This is a genomic window from Agromyces sp. Marseille-Q5079 (assembly GCF_051016555.1).
Lineage (GTDB): Bacteria > Actinomycetota > Actinomycetes > Actinomycetales > Microbacteriaceae > Agromyces.
In genome coordinates, this window is record NZ_JBPEJF010000004.1 from 113,260 (window position 1) to 128,391 (window position 15,132).

Consider the following 15,132-nt stretch of genomic DNA (forward strand, 5'->3'; position numbering starts at 1 on the left):
AAGCACAGATGAGCACCTCCTCCACGTTCGACATGGACGCCTTCGGGCGCCGCCACATCGGCACCACCCCGAGCGATCACGCCATCATGCTCGCCGAGCTCGGCTACGACTCCCTCGAGTCGCTCATGACGGCCGCCGTGCCCGCCTCCATCCGCATGGGGGAGGTGCTGAACTCCGCGATCCCGGCCGCCGCGACCGAGCGCGAGGCGCTCGCCGAGCTCGCGGCCCTCGCCGACCAGAACGCCGTGCGCACCTCGATGATCGGCCTCGGCTACTTCGGCACCATCACGCCCGCCGTGATCCAGCGCAACGTGCTCGAGAACCCGAGCTGGTACACGGCCTACACGCCGTACCAGCCCGAGATCTCGCAGGGCCGCCTCGAGGCGCTCATCAACTTCCAGACGATGGTCACCGACCTCACCGGGCTCGACACCGCCAACGCGTCGATGCTCGACGAGGGCACCGCGGTCGTCGAGGGGATGCTCCTCGCTCGCCGCGCCTCGAAGTCCCCGTCGCACCGCTTCGTCGTCGACTCCGACGCGCTGCCCCAGACGCGGGCGCTCCTCGAGTCCCGTGCCGAGGCCGTGGGCATCGAGCTCGTCGTCGCCGACCTCCACGAGGGCACGGATGTCGCCGCCCTCGGCGAGCACTTCGGCGTCTTCGTGCAGTACCCGGGCGCGTCGGGCCGCGTCTGGAACCCGGCATCCGTCATCGCCGCATCGAAGGCCCAGGGCGCGCTCGCCGTCGTGGCGGCCGACCTGCTCGCCCTCGCGCTCATCACGAGCCCGGGCGAGCTCGGCGCCGACGTCGCCGTGGGCACGTCGCAGCGCTTCGGCGTGCCGATGGGCTTCGGCGGTCCGCACGCCGGTTACATGGCCGTGCGCAAGGGCCTCGAGCGCCAGCTCCCGGGCCGCCTCGTCGGCGTCTCGCAGGACGCCGCGGGCCACCCCGCGTACCGCCTCAGCCTGCAGGCGCGCGAGCAGCACATCCGCCGCGAGAAGGCGACCTCGAACATCTGCACCGCGCAGGTGCTCCTCGCCGTCATGGCGTCGATGTACGCGGTCTACCACGGTCCCCGCGGCATCCGGCACATCGCCGTCACCACCGCGGCGAAGGCGAAGGCGCTCGCCGACGCGCTCACGGGCTTCGGCCTCGCGCTCGCCCACGACGCCTACTTCGACACGATCCGGGTGCACGTGCCCGGCCTCGCGAAGAACGTCGTCGCGAGGGCGCACGACCTCGGCCTGAACGTGTGGGAAGCCGATGAGGCGACCGTGCACATCTCGGTCGACGAGACGACCACCGAGCGCGAGCTGTCCCTCGTCGTCGAGGCGTTCGGCTTCGGCGAGCGGGCGGATGTCCCGGTGTCGCTGTCCGAGCTGCCCTCGAGCCTGCCCGGCGACCTCCGCCGCTCGAGCGCGTACCTCGAGCACCCCGTGTTCAACACGCACCAGTCCGAGACGCAGATGATGCGCTACCTCAAGCAGCTCGCCGACCGCGACTACGCGCTGGACCGCGGCATGATCCCGCTCGGCTCCTGCACGATGAAGCTCAACGCGGCCACCGAGATGCAGGCCGTCACCTGGCCCGAGTTCGCGAACCTGCACCCGTTCGCGCCCGAGGCCGACGTCGTCGGCACGCTCGGGCTCGTCGAGCAGCTCGAGACCTGGCTCGCCGAGGTCACGGGCTACGACACCGTGTCGCTGCAGCCGAACGCCGGCAGCCAGGGCGAGCTCGCGGGGCTCCTCGCGATCCGCGGATACCACCGCGCCAACGGCGAGGCCGAGCGCGACCTCTGCCTCATCCCGTCGAGCGCGCACGGCACGAACGCGGCCTCCGCGGTGCTCGCGGGCATGCGCGTGGTGGTCGTGGCGTGCGACGAGCTCGGCAACGTCGACCTCGACGACCTGCGGGCGAAGATCGCCGAGCACGCGGCATCCATCGCGGCCCTGATGATCACCTACCCGTCGACGCACGGCGTCTACGAGCACGACGTGCGCGACATCTGCCAGGCCGTGCACGACGCGGGCGGCCAGGTGTACGTCGACGGCGCCAACCTGAACGCACTCCTGGGCTTCGCCCGGTTCGGCGACTTCGGCGGCGACGTCTCGCACCTGAACCTGCACAAGACCTTCTGCATCCCGCACGGCGGCGGCGGCCCCGGCGTGGGCCCGGTCGCGGCGAAGGCGCACCTCGCGCCCTACCTGCCCGGCCACCCGATGGCCCAGCGCACCGACCACGCCGGCGGCTTCGTGCACGGCGGCGGACCGGTCTCGGCGGCGCCGTACGGCAGCCCGTCGATCCTGCCGATCTCGTGGGCGTACGTGCGCATGATGGGCGCCGAGGGCCTCGCGCAGTCGACCGCGTCGGCCGTGCTCGCGGCGAACTTCGTCGCCTCCCGCCTGCGCGAGCACTTCCCGGTGCTCTACACGGGCGAGAACGGCCTCGTGGCGCACGAGTGCATCCTCGACCTGCGCCCGCTCACGGCGCAGACGGGGGTCAGCGTCGACGACGTGGCCAAGCGCCTCATCGACTACGGCTTCCACGCGCCGACCATGTCGTTCCCGGTCGCGGGCACGCTCATGGTCGAGCCGACCGAGTCCGAGGACCTGGCCGAGCTCGAGCGCTTCGTCGAGGCGATGGTCGCGATCAAGGCCGAGGCCGACGCGGTCGGACGCGGTGAGTGGCCCGTCGACGACAACCCGCTGCGCAACGCCCCGCACACGGCCGAGTCGGTCATCGCGGGGGAGTGGGAGCACCCCTACACCCGTGAGCAGGCCGTGTACCCGGTGCACTCGCTCGTGCGCACCAAGTACTGGGCGCCCGTGCGTCGCATCGACCAGGCCTACGGCGACCGCAACCTCGTGTGCGCCTGCCCGCCGGTGGAGGCGTTCGCCTAGCGGCGCGGCGTTCGCGGGGCGGGCCTCCACGGGTCGGTCCGTCGTGCCCGGGAACCCTGTACGTGAGGTGCCCTCAGGTCTACACTGAGGGCACCCTCACGAGGAGGTGCCCATGTCCTTCATCGACCTGGTCCAGATCGTCGGCGGCGTCGGGTTCGTCGCGGCGATGGTGTTCGCCAGTGCCGCCGCGTCGCGGGCGTTCGGGCTCGAGGAGCGCGCCGGGCTCATGGAGCGGCGCGACCCGGCTCGGGCCGAAGCCCTGCGCCGTGCCGAGTCTCTGAGCTCGCTCGCCCAGGTCGGCGGTGCCGGCATCGACGGGGTCTGGTCGGTCTGCACGCCCAGCCGGAGCAGCTGGCTCGACATGGCGCGCGTGCGCGCGAGCGAGGCCGACCTCAGGGTCGAGCCGCCCGAGGAGGCGCTGCCGCCGATGCCGTCGACGGTGCTCGCCCTCGCCGATGCCGAGCACGTCGCCCGATCGGTACGGACGCGGCATCCGTCACCCGCGCCTGCGCCGCGGGCCGTGCCTCACGAGGCAGGAACCGCGAAGAGCGTGGGCCACCAGGCGACCGCGAGCGGGTAGCCGACGAACGAGACCACGTCGAGCACGAGGTGCGCGACGACGAGCGGCATCGTGCGCCCGCGACGCTCGTAGAACCAGCCGAACACGATGCCCATGGCGACGTTGCCGACGAACGGCCCGAAGCCCTGGTAGAGGTGGTACGTGCCGCGCAGGAGCGCGCTGGAGACGATCGTCGCCCACGGGCCGACGCCCAGTTCGCGAAAGCGCGTGAAGAGGTAGCCGACCACGATCAGCTCCTCGGTGAGCGCCGCCTCGAGCGCGCGCAGCACGAGGATCGGCACGGTCCACCACAGCCAGTCGGCGGGGGAGGCCTGCACCGCCACGGTGATGCCGAGCGCGCGCCCTGCGGCGTACAGCGCGAGGCCCGGGATCCCGATGACGGCCACGAGCAGCAGGCCGGATGCCACGTCGCGTCCGGGCTGGGTCAGGTCGAAGCCGATGCGCCGGAACGGGCTCGTGCCGGGCTGCCACAGCAGGTAGAGCACGAGGGCGACGGCGAAGAGCCCGAAGAACACGTCGAGGAACTGGTACGTGAAGTCGAGCCACTCGCGCTGCGAGCGGCTCGGGTTGAGCGCGACCGACTGATCGCCCAGCGCCTGCTCCGCCGTGAGCTTGGCGATGATCGAGACGATCGAGTAGACGGCCGAGGCGCCGAGCGAGAGCCCGAGCACGATGACGATCTCGATCCGCAAACGTGCAGCCGACATGCGTCGATCTTCGCATATGCGCTGGTTGCGCAAAGATCCTGCGCATCATGACAAATTCTTCCGCAGGAAACCATTCGAAGGTTGCGCGTCGGTAACGGTTTCCTCAGGAGTTTGCTTCGGGCGAATCCGATTCATAGTCTCAATTCATCCCGCGCCTCAGGACGGCCAGAAGCCGCACCGTCGACGCACGTCTCACAGGAGGAACATTGAAGAACAAGAGAATCGGCGTCGCAGCCATTGCTCTTGCTGCAGCCGGAGCACTCGTGCTCACCGGCTGCACGAGCGGTGGAGCAGAGCCCTCGGACTCGGCCGGTGACGCCACGGCGATCATCACGACCAACGGTTCCGAGCCGCAGAACCCGCTGATCCCGACGAACACCACCGAGACCGGTGGTGGCAAGATCGTCACCTCCCTCTTCGCGGGCCTCGTCTCCTACGACGCTGACGGCGAGATCGAGAACGACGTCGCGGAGTCGATCGAGTCCGACGACTCGCAGCACTGGACCGTCAAGCTCAAGGAGGGCCAGACCTTCACGAACGGCGACCCGGTCACGGCGCAGTCCTTCGTCGACGCCTGGAACTACGGCGCGAAGTTCAGCAACGCGCAGAGCGCCTCGTACTTCTTCGATGACATCGAGGGCTTCAGCTACACCGAGGACACCGAGCTCACGGGTCTCGAGGTCGTCGACGACACGACCTTCACCGTGAGCCTCGTCGCACCCGAGGCCGACTGGCCCCTGCGACTCGGCTACACGGCGTACTTCCCGCTCCCCGAGGTCGCGTACGAGGACATCGAGGCCTTCGGTGAGAACCCGATCGGCAACGGCCCGTACATGTTCGCCTCCGAGGACGCATGGACGCACGAGGAGCAGATCGAGCTCGTCACCAACCCCGACTACGACGGCGTTCGCACGCCTGCGAACGGCGGCCTGACGATCAAGTTCTACACCTCGCAGGACACGGCGTACGCCGACCTGCAGGCGGGCAACCTCGACGTCCTCGACGCCGTGCCCGACTCGGCACTGGCGACCTACGAAGACGAGTTCGGCGACCGTGCGGTCAACCAGCCGGCTGCCATCTTCCAGGGCTTCAACATGCCGTACTACCTCGAGCACTGGAGCGGTGAAGAGGGCAAGCTCCGTCGCGCCGCCATCTCGATGGCCATCAACCGCGACGAGATCACCGACGTGATCTTCCAGGGCACCCGCACCCCCGCTTCGGACTTCACGTCGCCGGTCATCGCCGGTTGGTCCGACAGCCTCGCCGGTGCCGAGGTCCTCGAGTTCAACGCCGACGAGGCGAAGAAGCTCTGGGCCGAGGCCGACGCGATCGCCCCGTACGGCGACACCGTGTTCGACATCGCCTACAACGCCGACGGCGGCCACCAGGCCTGGGTCGACGCAGTCGCGAACAGCATCGCCAACACCCTGGGCATCCAGGCCGTCGGCAAGCCGTACCCGACCTTCGCCGCAGCGCTCGACGACCGCGAGAACGAGAAGCTCACCGGCGGCACGCGTGCCGGCTGGCAGGGCGACTACCCCTCGATGTACAACTTCCTCGCCCCGCTGTACCAGACCGGTGCCGGGTCGAACTACGAGAAGTACTCGAGCGAAGAGTTCGACAACCTCCTCAAGGAGGGTGCCGCCGCTTCGTCCGTCGAAGACGCGACCGCCCTCTACCAGCAGGCTGAAGAGGTGCTCCTCGAGGACCTCCCCGCCATCCCGCTGTGGTACTCGAACGTGACCGGCGCTTCGGCCGACACGGTTGACAACGTGGTGTTCGGCTGGGACTCGGTCCCGCTGTACACCGAGATCACCAAGGGCTGACGTAACCCGTCTATAATCCCTGAGGCAGGATGTCCGGGGCGGCAACGCCCCGGACATCCTGCTGATCTATGCTCATTTCTGTGATTGCGGTCAAACATGCTCTCAGCGACAACAACTGAGGAGAGCTGATGCTCTGGTACACCGGTAAGCGTCTCCTCCAAGTCATCCCAGTGCTCCTCGGAGCAACCTTCCTCATCTACTTCATGGTCTTCGCCATGCCCGGCGACCCGATCGCCGCGCTGTACGGTGACCGCCCGCCGGCGCCCGGCGTCATCGAACAGATCCGCGAGCAGTATCACCTCAACGATCCGTTCATCGTCCAGTACTTCCACTACCTCATCGGCATCTTCCAGGGCGACTTCGGGGTCTCGTACTCCGGCCAGCCCGTCACGGAGATCCTCGCGCGCACCTTCCCGGTGACGATCCGCCTCGCGCTGCTCGCCATCTTCTTCGAGATGGTCGCCGGCATCACGATCGGCCTGATCAGCGGTCTTCGCAAGGGCGGCATCTTCGACGCGACCGGCCTCGGTGTGAGCCTCGTGCTCATCTCCCTGCCGATCTTCGTCATCGGTTTCGCGGCGCAGTACTTCCTCGCCATCCAGCTCGGCTGGTTCAGTCCGACGGTCGGACCAGGTGCGCCACTCGGAGATCTCGTGCTGCCGGCATTGGTGCTCGCCAGCATCAGCTTCGCGCAGATCGTGCGATTGACCCGTGCCTCGGTCATCGACACGTCCGGCCTCGACTTCGTGCGAACCGCATACAGCAAGGGACTGACGCGACGACGCATCGTTCCCGTGCACATCCTGCGCAACTCGCTGATCCCGGTCGTCACCTACCTCGGCACCGACTTCGGCACGCTGCTCGTCGGCGCGACCGTGACCGAGGGAATCTTCAACGTGCCCGGCGTCGGTCGCACGCTCTACCAGGCGATTCTTCGAGGTGAGGGGCCCACGGTCGTGTCCTTCGTCACGATCATGGTGCTCCTGTACCTCATCGTGAACCTCCTCATCGACCTTCTCTACGCCGTGCTCGACCCGAGGATCCGCTATGCCTGATATGCCTTCACCAACACCTCGACACCAGCACTACGTCGCTCCACTCGAAGAGACGCCGCTCGACGCGATCGACGCGATCAAGGCCGAGAGCAAGCCGTCGAACCTCTGGATCGACGCCTGGGCCGATGTGCGTCGCCGTCCGATGTTCTGGATCTCGGCCGCGCTCATCTTCATCATCGTGTTCGTCGCGCTGTTCCCCGGCCTGTTCACCAACGAGCCGCCGAACTCGAACTGCCAGCTCTCCAACAGCAACGGCGCCCCGACCGAGGGGCACCCCCTCGGCTTCACGCGCCAGGGCTGCGATGTCTGGTCCCGAATCGTGCACGGCGCGAGCACCTCGCTCTCCGTCGGCATCATCGTGACGGTGCTCGTGTTCACGCTCGGCGTCCTGTTCGGCGCATTCGCGGGCTACTACGGCGGATGGGTCGACGGCGTGCTCTCGCGCGTCGGCGACATCTTCTTCTCGATCCCCTACATCCTCGCGGCCGTCGTCATCATGTCGGTCTTCGCGGAGTACCGGAACGTGCTGATCATCTCGCTCGCCATCGGCGTGTTCGCATGGCCGGCGACAGCGCGCGTCTTGAGATCCGAGATATTGCGGGTGAAGAACTCGGACTTCGTCACGGCCGCCACGGCCATCGGCGTCCCGAAGTTCAAGATCATGTGGGCGCACGTCGTGCCCAACTCGATCGCACCGGTCATCGTCATCACGACCATCTCCCTTGCGGCGGCCATCGTCGCAGAGGCGACGTTGTCCTTCCTGGGCGTCGGCCTCCCGTCGACGTTCATGTCGTGGGGCAATGACATCGCACAGGCGCAGACGACGCTGCGAACGGCACCGCAGGTGCTGATCTACCCGTCGCTCGCCCTCTCCCTGACCGTGTTCTCGTTCATCATGATGGGTGAAGTCATCCGAGACGCACTCGACCCGAAGGCGAGGGCACGGCGATGAGCAACCCACTTCTCGAAGTCAAGGACCTCGAAGTCGCATTCCGCACCCAGGGCGGGGTCGTCCAGGCCGTCCGCGGCGTGAGCTTCACCCTCGAGCGGGGCTCGAGCCTCGCCATCGTGGGCGAGTCGGGGTCCGGCAAGTCGACGACCGCGCACGCGATCATCAACCTGCTCCCGGGCACCGGATTCATCTCGGGCGGCCAGATCCTCCTCGACGGTCAAGACCTCACCAAGGCCTCGAAGCACGAGATGGAGGGCATCCGCGGTCGCAAGATCGGGTTCGTCCCCCAGGACCCGATGTCCAACCTCAACCCCGTGTGGTCGATCGGCTTCCAGGTCGAGGAGGCGATCCGTGCGAACGGCATCGCCACCGGACGCAAGGCCGTGAAGAAGCGCGCGATCGAGGTGCTGAAGGAGGCCGGCCTCCACGATGCCGACCGACGCCTCAAGCAGTTCCCGCACCAGTTCTCGGGCGGCATGCGCCAGCGCGTGCTCATCGGCATGGGCCTTGCGGCCAACCCGCAGCTGCTCATCGCCGACGAGCCGACGTCGGCGCTCGACGTCACGGTCCAGCGCGTCATCCTCGACCACCTCGAGTCCCTGACGCGCGAGCTCGGCACGACGCTGCTGTTCATCACGCACGACCTCGGCCTCGCGGCCGAGCGTGCCGAGCAGCTGCTCGTGATGTACAAGGGCAAGGTGGTCGAGTCCGGTCCCTCGGCGAAGATCCTGGCGAACCCGCAGCACCCGTACACGCAGCGACTCGTCGCCGCGGCTCCGAGCCTCGCCTCGCGCCGCATCCAGGCGACGGGCAGCGTGCACGCGGAGCACACGGTGCAGACCGGTGCGGAGGCCGCCGCCGGTGAGGAGATCGACCTGATCGCCACCGCCGAGGCTCGCGCCGAGGCACTGGCGGCCGCCGAGGCCGCACCGCCCGCCATCACGGTCGAGCACCTCACCAAGGTGTACAAGATCCGCGGCGCCGGCGACTTCACGGCGGTCGACGACGTGTCCTTCCAGATTCCCAAGGGCACCACGATGGCGCTTGTGGGCGAGTCCGGTTCGGGCAAGTCGACGGTGGCCAAGATGCTGCTGAAGCTCGAGGACGCGACGTCGGGCAAGATCGTCGTCGGCGGCCAAGATCTGGCCAGCGTGACCGGCAAGCAGCTCTTCAACCTGCGCAGCCGCATGCAGCCGGTCTTCCAGGACCCATACGGCTCGCTCAACCCGTTGCGCAACATCGGCAACACGATCTCGGAGCCGCTCTCGACGCACGGCGTGGGCGACCGCACCTCGCGTCGCGAGCGGGTGCTCGAGCTGCTCGACCAGGTCTCGCTGCCGCGCACCCTGGTCAGCCGGTACCCGAACGAGCTGTCGGGCGGTCAGCGCCAGCGCATCGCCATCGCGCGCGCGCTCGCCCTGAAGCCCGAGATCGTCGTGCTCGACGAGGCGGTCTCGGCACTCGACGTGCTCGTGCAGGCGCAGATCCTGCGCCTGCTCGCCGACCTGCAGGGCGAACTTGGACTCACGTACCTCTTCATCACGCACGACCTCGCGGTCGTGCGCGTCATCGCCGATCACGTGTCGGTCATGCAGCGTGGTCGCATCGTCGAGGCGGCGACCACCGATGAGGTGTTCGACAACCCCCAGCAGCAGTACACGCAGGACCTGCTCGCGGCCATTCCCGGCGCGAACATCGAGCTCGGGGCGTAACGCTCCGAAGGGCCCGTGCGAACGCGAACGCCCGGCATCCGTCTTCCGGATGCCGGGCGTTCGTCGTTCCCGGCGGCGGTTCTCAGGTGAAGCCCCTTCGAGCGCGGTAGGCTTGTCGGGCGCGTGCCGTCGATCTCGGCCCCCGCACTCCCAAAGACCTTTCACCAAAGCGCTCCCGCGTTCCCATCGTGCCGCCCGTCGCGGTCACGGGATCGTCGTACGGAGCCCACCAGCCCAGAGGACCGAACACCATGGCGAAGGCCACCCGCAACGACCTGCGCAACGTCGCGATCGTCGCCCACGTCGACCACGGCAAGACCACGCTCGTCGACGCGATGCTCAACCAGACGCACTCCTTCGCCGAGCACGCGCACGTCGAAGAGCGAGCGATGGACTCCAACGAGCTCGAGCGCGAGAAGGGCATCACGATCCTCGCCAAGAACACGGCGATCTCGTACAACGGCCTCCACTCGGGCGGCCAGCCCATCACGATCAACGTCATCGACACCCCGGGCCACGCCGACTTCGGCGGCGAGGTCGAGCGCGGCCTGTCGATGGTCGACGGCGTCGTGCTCCTCGTCGACGCGAGCGAGGGGCCGCTGCCGCAGACCCGCTTCGTGCTGCGCAAGGCGCTCGAGGCCCGCATGCCGGTCATCCTCCTCGTGAACAAGACCGACCGCCCCGACGCGCGCATCGACGAGGTCGTCGCCGAGAGCCAGGACCTCCTGCTCGGCCTCGCCTCCGACCTGGCCGACGACGTGCCCGACCTCGACCTCGACGCGATCCTCGACGTTCCCGTCGTCTACGCGTCCGGTCGCAACGGCGCCGCGAGCCACAACAAGCCCGAGAACGGCGAACTGCCCGACAACGACGACCTCGAGCCGCTCTTCGAGGCGATCCTCCAGCACATCCCCGCTCCGACGTACGACGACGAGCACCCCCTGCAGGCGCACGTCACGAACCTCGACGCATCGCCCTTCCTCGGTCGTCTCGCGCTGCTGCGCGTCTTCCACGGCACCATCAAGAAGGGCCAGACCGTGGCCTGGGTCAAGCACGACGGCTCGGTGCAGAACGTGCGCGTCACGGAGCTGTTCCTGACCAAGGCGCTCGACCGTTACCCCGCCGAGAGCGCCGGCCCCGGCGACATCGCCGTGGTCGCGGGCTTCGAGGACATCATGATCGGCGACACGCTCGCCGACGCTGAGGACGTGCGCCCGCTCCCGGTCATCGCGGTCGACGAGCCGGCCATCTCGATGACGATCGGCACGAACACGTCGCCGCTCGTCGGCAAGGTCAAGGGCCACAAGCTCACCGCCCGCATGGTGAAGGACCGCCTCGACCGCGAACTCGTCGGCAACGTCTCGCTCAAGGTCGTCGACATCGGACGCCCCGACGCCTGGGAGGTGCAGGGCCGCGGCGAGCTCGCGCTCGCGATCCTCGTCGAGCAGATGCGTCGCGAGGGCTACGAGCTCACCGTGGGCAAGCCCCAGGTGGTCACCAAGCAGGTCGACGGCAAGACGCACGAGCCCTACGAGCACCTCACGATCGACGCTCCCGAGGAGTACCTCGGCGCGATCACGCAGCTGCTCGCGTCGCGCAAGGGTCGCATGGACAACATGTCGAACCACGGCACCGGCTGGGTCCGCATGGAGTTCATCGTCCCGAGCCGCGGCCTGATCGGCTTCCGCACCGAGTTCATGACCACCACGCGCGGCACGGGCATCGCGAACGCGATCTCGCACGGCTACGACGCGTGGGCCGGCCAGATCGTCACCCGCAACAACGGCTCGATCGTCGCCGACCGCTCGGGCGTCGTGACGCCGTTCGCGATCATCGCCCTGCAGGAGCGCATGACCTTCTTCGTGAACCCGACCGAAGAGGTCTACGAGGGCATGGTCATCGGCGAGAACTCGCGCAACGACGACATGGACGTGAACATCACCAAGGAGAAGAAGCTGACGAACATGCGTCAGTCGACCTCCGACACGTTCGAGTCGATGACGCCGTCGCGTCAGCTCTCGCTCGAGGAGTGCCTGGAGTTCGCGCGTGAAGACGAGTGCGTCGAGGTCACCCCGGCCGCCGTGCGCATCCGCAAGGTCGAGCTCGACGCCACGGCGCGCGCTCGCACGACGTCGCGCCTGAAGAAGCAGGGCTAGTCCACCGAACAGGGCGGATGCCGCGGGCCATGCCTGCGGCATCCGCCCTTTCGCATGCACGGGGTTCGGAGTCGAAACTGAGGGTTTGTACAGCTTGCAAACGTATGTTGTTGGAGATCCCCTCCCCGACCCGGAACCTCGCACGCCCTATGACCTTCCCCCATCACGGCCGTCGCTCGGCCGCGCGCACCCGTGCGCCGTTCCGTGCGAGCACCGCTCCCCGCCCCGTCCACTCGTTCTCCTCGCGCACCGCGTCGGCCTTCGCCGCCGTCCCGCCGCTCGGCAGCCTGATCCCCGCCCGCGCGGGCCTCGCAGCGCTCACGATCGCGGCGGCCTTCGGCCTGGCCCTCAGCACGAGCACCCCCGCCATCGCGGTGAGCGCGAGCGACACGACCGTCTCGGTGTACGCCCCCGTGCAGTCGACGTTCGAGGACACGGTGGAGCTCGAGCCGCAGGTGGTGGAGGTCGCGAGCGAGGCCGTCATGGCCCCCGTGCCCGACGGCGGGTACGCGGTCGAGGCCGCGCCGCCGCCCATCACGTCGCAGGTCGCGAGCGTCGGGACGGTCTCCCTGATCGAGACCGACCGCATCGTCTGGCCCGTCATCACCCCCGAGCGCACGAGCGACGGGTTCGGTCCCCGGTCGGCGCCGTGCGCCGGCTGCTCGACGAACCACGACGGCATCGACTTCAACCCGGGTGCAGGCACCCCCGTGATGTCGGTCGCCGACGGCGTCGTCGTGCTCGCCACCGAGAACGGCGGCGGCCTCGGGGTCAACGTCGAGGTGCAGCACAACATCGGCGGCGAGCTCGTCACGTCGTCGTACGCGCACATGCAGAACGGCTCGATCGCGGTGAGCGTCGGCCAGCAGGTGACCGCGGGCCAGCAGCTCGGCCTGGTGGGCTCCACCGGCCAGGCGACCGGACCCCACCTGCACCTTGAGATGTTCGGCACCGACGGCGTGCGATTCGACGGCTTCGCATGGCTCGCCATGCGTGTGACCGGCTGAGTCGACGCTGAGCGGCGTTCGGCCCCTCAGCCGCGGCTGAACCCGGGGGTGCGCTTCTCGAGGAACGCAGCCACGCCCTCGCGCATGTCATCGGTGCCGAAGGCGTCCATGAAGCCGCCGATCTCGAGCTCGACGGCCTGCTCCGTGGGTCGCCCGGACGCCGCGACCAGGACGCGCTTCGCGTTCGCCACGGCGACGGGGGAGTTCTCCGCGATGCGCGCGATGGTCTCGCGCGCGCCGGCGAGCAGGGCGTCGCGATCGGGGAACGCCCGCGCGACGAGCCCGGCCTGGACCGCCTCATCCGTTCCGATTCGGCGTCCGCTGTAGATGAGCTCCTTGGCGCGCGCGGGGCCCACGACGCGCGGAAGGCGCACGGTGCCGCCGAAGCCGGGGATCAGCCCCAGTCGCACCTCGGGCTGGCCGAAGGACGAGGCCTCGGTGGCGTAGATGAGGTCGCACGCCAGTGCGAGCTCGAGCCCGCCGCCGAGGGCGAAGCCGTCGACGCAGGCGATGACCGGTGCGGGGCACGCCTCGATGCGCGCCGCGACCCGGTGCCCGAGGCGCGCCATGCGCTCGCCCTCGGCAGGTGTGCGCCCCGCCATGGCCGCGATGTCCGCTCCGGCGACGAACGCCCGGCCGCCCGCGCCGACCAGCAGCACGCCGCGAACGGATGCCGCAGCGTCCGTGATCTCGACGAAGGCCGCGTCGAGCGACTCGAGCACGTCACCCGACAGCGCGTTGAGGGCTCGCGGGCGATCGATCGTCACGACGGCGACATCCGCATCGAATTCGAGTCGGACCTCGGGTGCTGCGGCCTCGGCCTCCGGCATGGTCATCTTCGATCCTCTCGGGAGCTGACGGGGACCTCCACGCTACGCCATGGGGCACGTCGATCGTGGTCGTCCGCGTCGCCCGACGGTAGACTCGCCGCGGGGGATCGGGCAGTGCGTCCGCCCCGACGATCCCGTCCCCAGCCGCGAGGAGTCCTGATGTCGACTGCGACCACCACCGCACGGATGCCGCGCGCACTTCGGCGCACCGCCCTCGCCATCGCGGCGGCCGGCCTCGCCGCGGGCCTGCTGACGGCGTGCGCCGGCAATCCGGTCGAGGACCTGGTCCAGAACGGCGTCGAGGACGCGATCAAGAGCGCGACCGGTGAAGACGTGAGCATCGGCGGCGAACTGCCCACCGACTTCCCGACCTCGATCGACGTCGTCGACGGCAAGATCACGGTCGGCATCGGCACCGGCGACAGCAACGGCTGGGTCGTGGTCGTGCAGGCCGACGAGGCGGATGCCGCCGCGGGGGCGAAGTCGAAGCTCGAGGCGGGCGGCTTCGTCGAGGACACGTCGCTCACCCAGGAGCAGATCGACTCCCTCACGGGCGGCCAACTCGACGCGACGGTCTACGCCGACGACGAGTACCGGGTGCTGCTCGCCGTGAAGGACGACACGGTGACCTACACCGTCACGCCGAAGTGACCGACGTGGCTCGCCCCGGCCTCGGCTCCCGCATCGGGACGCTCGTCATCGCCTTCCTCGTCGGCGTGCTCTACGGCACGCTCGGCACCGTCGGCCATCGCCACGTGCTGGCCATCGGCGACGTCGTGCTGCCCTGGGGGCTCGTCGCGGCGCTCATCGGCGTCGCGGCACTGCTCGTCGCGTTCCGCGTCTTCAGCGGGCGACTGGTCGCCGCCGTCGTGGGTCTCGGCGTGATCGTCGCGGTCGGCGTGCTCACCCTGACGGGCCCGGGCGGATCGGTGCTCGTGGTCGGCGACCTCACCGGCACGATCTGGTCGCTGGGCCCGGCGCTCATCACCGTGTTCGTCGTGGCCTGGCCGCACCTGCCGGCGCGCTCCGCCGCCCGCGCCGCGGCATAGACTGAGATTCCCCCTCCGAAAGGACGCGAGCCACCGTGACCTACGTCATCGCTCTCCCGTGTGTCGACGTCAAAGACCGTGCCTGCATCGACGAGTGCCCGGTCGACTGCATCTACGAGGGTGAGCGTTCGCTCTACATCCACCCCGACGAATGCGTCGACTGCGGCGCCTGCGAACCCGTCTGCCCCGTCGAGGCCATCTACTACGAAGACGACCTGCCCGACGAGTGGGCCGACTACTACAAGGCCAACGTCGAGTTCTTCGACGACCTCGGCTCGCCCGGCGGCGCCGCCAAGGTCGGCGTGATCGCCAAGGACCACCCCGTCATCACCGCCCTGCCCCCGCAGGCGCACTGAGC

Annotated in this window: 13 protein-coding genes; 11 read left to right on the forward strand and 2 right to left on the reverse strand. The window is 68.9% G+C overall.

The window, feature by feature from the left end; translation table 11 throughout:
• Nucleotides 1-8 precede the first annotated feature (8 nt).
• A complete protein-coding gene (gene gcvP / locus ACR3IO_RS11175) occupies nucleotides 9-2,900 on the forward strand; it encodes an aminomethyl-transferring glycine dehydrogenase (RefSeq protein ID WP_434071286.1) in 2,892 nt (963 codons plus the stop codon).
• Nucleotides 2,901-3,012: 112 nt separating this feature from the next.
• The gene (locus ACR3IO_RS11180; protein WP_434071287.1) at nucleotides 3,013-3,480 is read left to right on the forward strand and encodes a hypothetical protein; all 468 of its coding nucleotides are present in this window, start codon (nucleotides 3,013-3,015) and stop codon (nucleotides 3,478-3,480) included.
• On the opposite strand, the gene ACR3IO_RS11185 is transcribed toward ACR3IO_RS11180, so the two are convergent.
• Nucleotides 3,426-4,187, reverse strand: coding sequence for a CPBP family intramembrane glutamic endopeptidase (locus tag ACR3IO_RS11185; RefSeq protein WP_434071288.1), 762 nt, complete (start codon nucleotides 4,185-4,187; stop codon nucleotides 3,426-3,428). The two genes, ACR3IO_RS11180 and ACR3IO_RS11185, sit on opposite strands and share 55 nt — an antisense overlap.
• 206 nt (nucleotides 4,188-4,393) lie before the next feature.
• Between ACR3IO_RS11185 and ACR3IO_RS11190 the strand changes: the two genes are divergently transcribed.
• The 6 genes from ACR3IO_RS11190 (at nucleotide 4,394) to ACR3IO_RS11215 (ending at nucleotide 12,895) form a co-directional block, all read left to right on the forward strand.
• Nucleotides 4,394-6,013: a peptide ABC transporter substrate-binding protein gene (locus ACR3IO_RS11190; RefSeq protein ID WP_434071289.1), complete on the forward strand. Its 1,620-nt coding sequence runs from the start codon at nucleotides 4,394-4,396 to the stop codon at nucleotides 6,011-6,013.
• A gap of 128 nt (nucleotides 6,014-6,141) precedes the next feature.
• Complete coding sequence (locus ACR3IO_RS11195) at nucleotides 6,142-7,068, forward strand: ABC transporter permease (RefSeq protein WP_434071290.1); 927 nt, start codon at nucleotides 6,142-6,144, stop codon at nucleotides 7,066-7,068.
• A gap of 1 nt (nucleotide 7,069) precedes the next feature.
• Complete coding sequence (locus ACR3IO_RS11200; protein ID WP_434071291.1) at nucleotides 7,070-8,020, forward strand: ABC transporter permease; 951 nt, start codon at nucleotides 7,070-7,072, stop codon at nucleotides 8,018-8,020.
• Nucleotides 8,017-9,732 (forward strand): dipeptide ABC transporter ATP-binding protein, encoded by a 1,716-nt coding sequence (locus ACR3IO_RS11205; RefSeq protein ID WP_434071292.1) that lies wholly within the window; start codon nucleotides 8,017-8,019, stop codon nucleotides 9,730-9,732. The genes ACR3IO_RS11200 and ACR3IO_RS11205 overlap by 4 nt, the downstream gene beginning before the upstream one ends.
• Nucleotides 9,733-9,983: 251 nt before the next feature.
• The gene (gene typA, locus ACR3IO_RS11210) at nucleotides 9,984-11,888 is read left to right on the forward strand and encodes a translational GTPase TypA (protein WP_434071293.1); all 1,905 of its coding nucleotides are present in this window, start codon (nucleotides 9,984-9,986) and stop codon (nucleotides 11,886-11,888) included.
• Between the two features lie 149 nt (nucleotides 11,889-12,037).
• On the forward strand, nucleotides 12,038-12,895 hold the full coding sequence (locus ACR3IO_RS11215; RefSeq protein ID WP_434071294.1) for a peptidoglycan DD-metalloendopeptidase family protein: 858 nt from the start codon (nucleotides 12,038-12,040) through the stop codon (nucleotides 12,893-12,895).
• A gap of 26 nt (nucleotides 12,896-12,921) precedes the next feature.
• Here the strand turns inward: ACR3IO_RS11215 and ACR3IO_RS11220 are convergent, their stop codons facing one another.
• A complete protein-coding gene (locus ACR3IO_RS11220; protein WP_434071295.1) occupies nucleotides 12,922-13,731 on the reverse strand; it encodes an enoyl-CoA hydratase/isomerase family protein in 810 nt (269 codons plus the stop codon).
• Nucleotides 13,732-13,884: 153 nt separating this feature from the next.
• Between ACR3IO_RS11220 and ACR3IO_RS11225 the strand changes: the two genes are divergently transcribed.
• The 3 genes from ACR3IO_RS11225 to fdxA are packed head-to-tail and all read left to right on the forward strand — an operon-like array spanning nucleotide 13,885 to nucleotide 15,130.
• Nucleotides 13,885-14,376, forward strand: a complete 492-nt coding sequence (locus ACR3IO_RS11225; protein ID WP_434071296.1) for a hypothetical protein — start codon at nucleotides 13,885-13,887, stop codon at nucleotides 14,374-14,376.
• Nucleotides 14,373-14,774, forward strand: coding sequence for a histidinol dehydrogenase (locus ACR3IO_RS11230; protein ID WP_434071297.1), 402 nt, complete (start codon nucleotides 14,373-14,375; stop codon nucleotides 14,772-14,774). The genes ACR3IO_RS11225 and ACR3IO_RS11230 overlap by 4 nt, the downstream gene beginning before the upstream one ends.
• A gap of 35 nt (nucleotides 14,775-14,809) precedes the next feature.
• Nucleotides 14,810-15,130, forward strand: coding sequence for a ferredoxin (fdxA, locus tag ACR3IO_RS11235; RefSeq protein WP_434071298.1), 321 nt, complete (start codon nucleotides 14,810-14,812; stop codon nucleotides 15,128-15,130).
• Nucleotides 15,131-15,132: the final 2 nt, after the last annotated feature.

Bases quoted from the DNA above. Each gene is read 5' to 3' on its own strand.
- ACR3IO_RS11215 (WP_434071294.1), top strand. From the start codon at position 12,038: ATGACCTTCCCCCATCACGGCCGTCGCTCGGCCGCGCGCACCCGTGCG.
- ACR3IO_RS11185 (WP_434071288.1), bottom strand. From the start codon at position 4,187: ATGTCGGCTGCACGTTTGCGGATCGAGATCGTCATCGTGCTCGGGCTC.
- ACR3IO_RS11225 (WP_434071296.1), top strand. From the start codon at position 13,885: ATGTCGACTGCGACCACCACCGCACGGATGCCGCGCGCACTTCGGCGC.
- ACR3IO_RS11200 (WP_434071291.1), top strand. From the start codon at position 7,070: ATGCCTTCACCAACACCTCGACACCAGCACTACGTCGCTCCACTCGAA.
- ACR3IO_RS11180 (WP_434071287.1), top strand. From the start codon at position 3,013: ATGTCCTTCATCGACCTGGTCCAGATCGTCGGCGGCGTCGGGTTCGTC.
- typA (WP_434071293.1), top strand. From the start codon at position 9,984: ATGGCGAAGGCCACCCGCAACGACCTGCGCAACGTCGCGATCGTCGCC.
- ACR3IO_RS11195 (WP_434071290.1), top strand. From the start codon at position 6,142: ATGCTCTGGTACACCGGTAAGCGTCTCCTCCAAGTCATCCCAGTGCTC.
- ACR3IO_RS11220 (WP_434071295.1), bottom strand. From the start codon at position 13,731: ATGACCATGCCGGAGGCCGAGGCCGCAGCACCCGAGGTCCGACTCGAA.
- gcvP (WP_434071286.1), top strand. From the start codon at position 9: ATGAGCACCTCCTCCACGTTCGACATGGACGCCTTCGGGCGCCGCCAC.
- ACR3IO_RS11205 (WP_434071292.1), top strand. From the start codon at position 8,017: ATGAGCAACCCACTTCTCGAAGTCAAGGACCTCGAAGTCGCATTCCGC.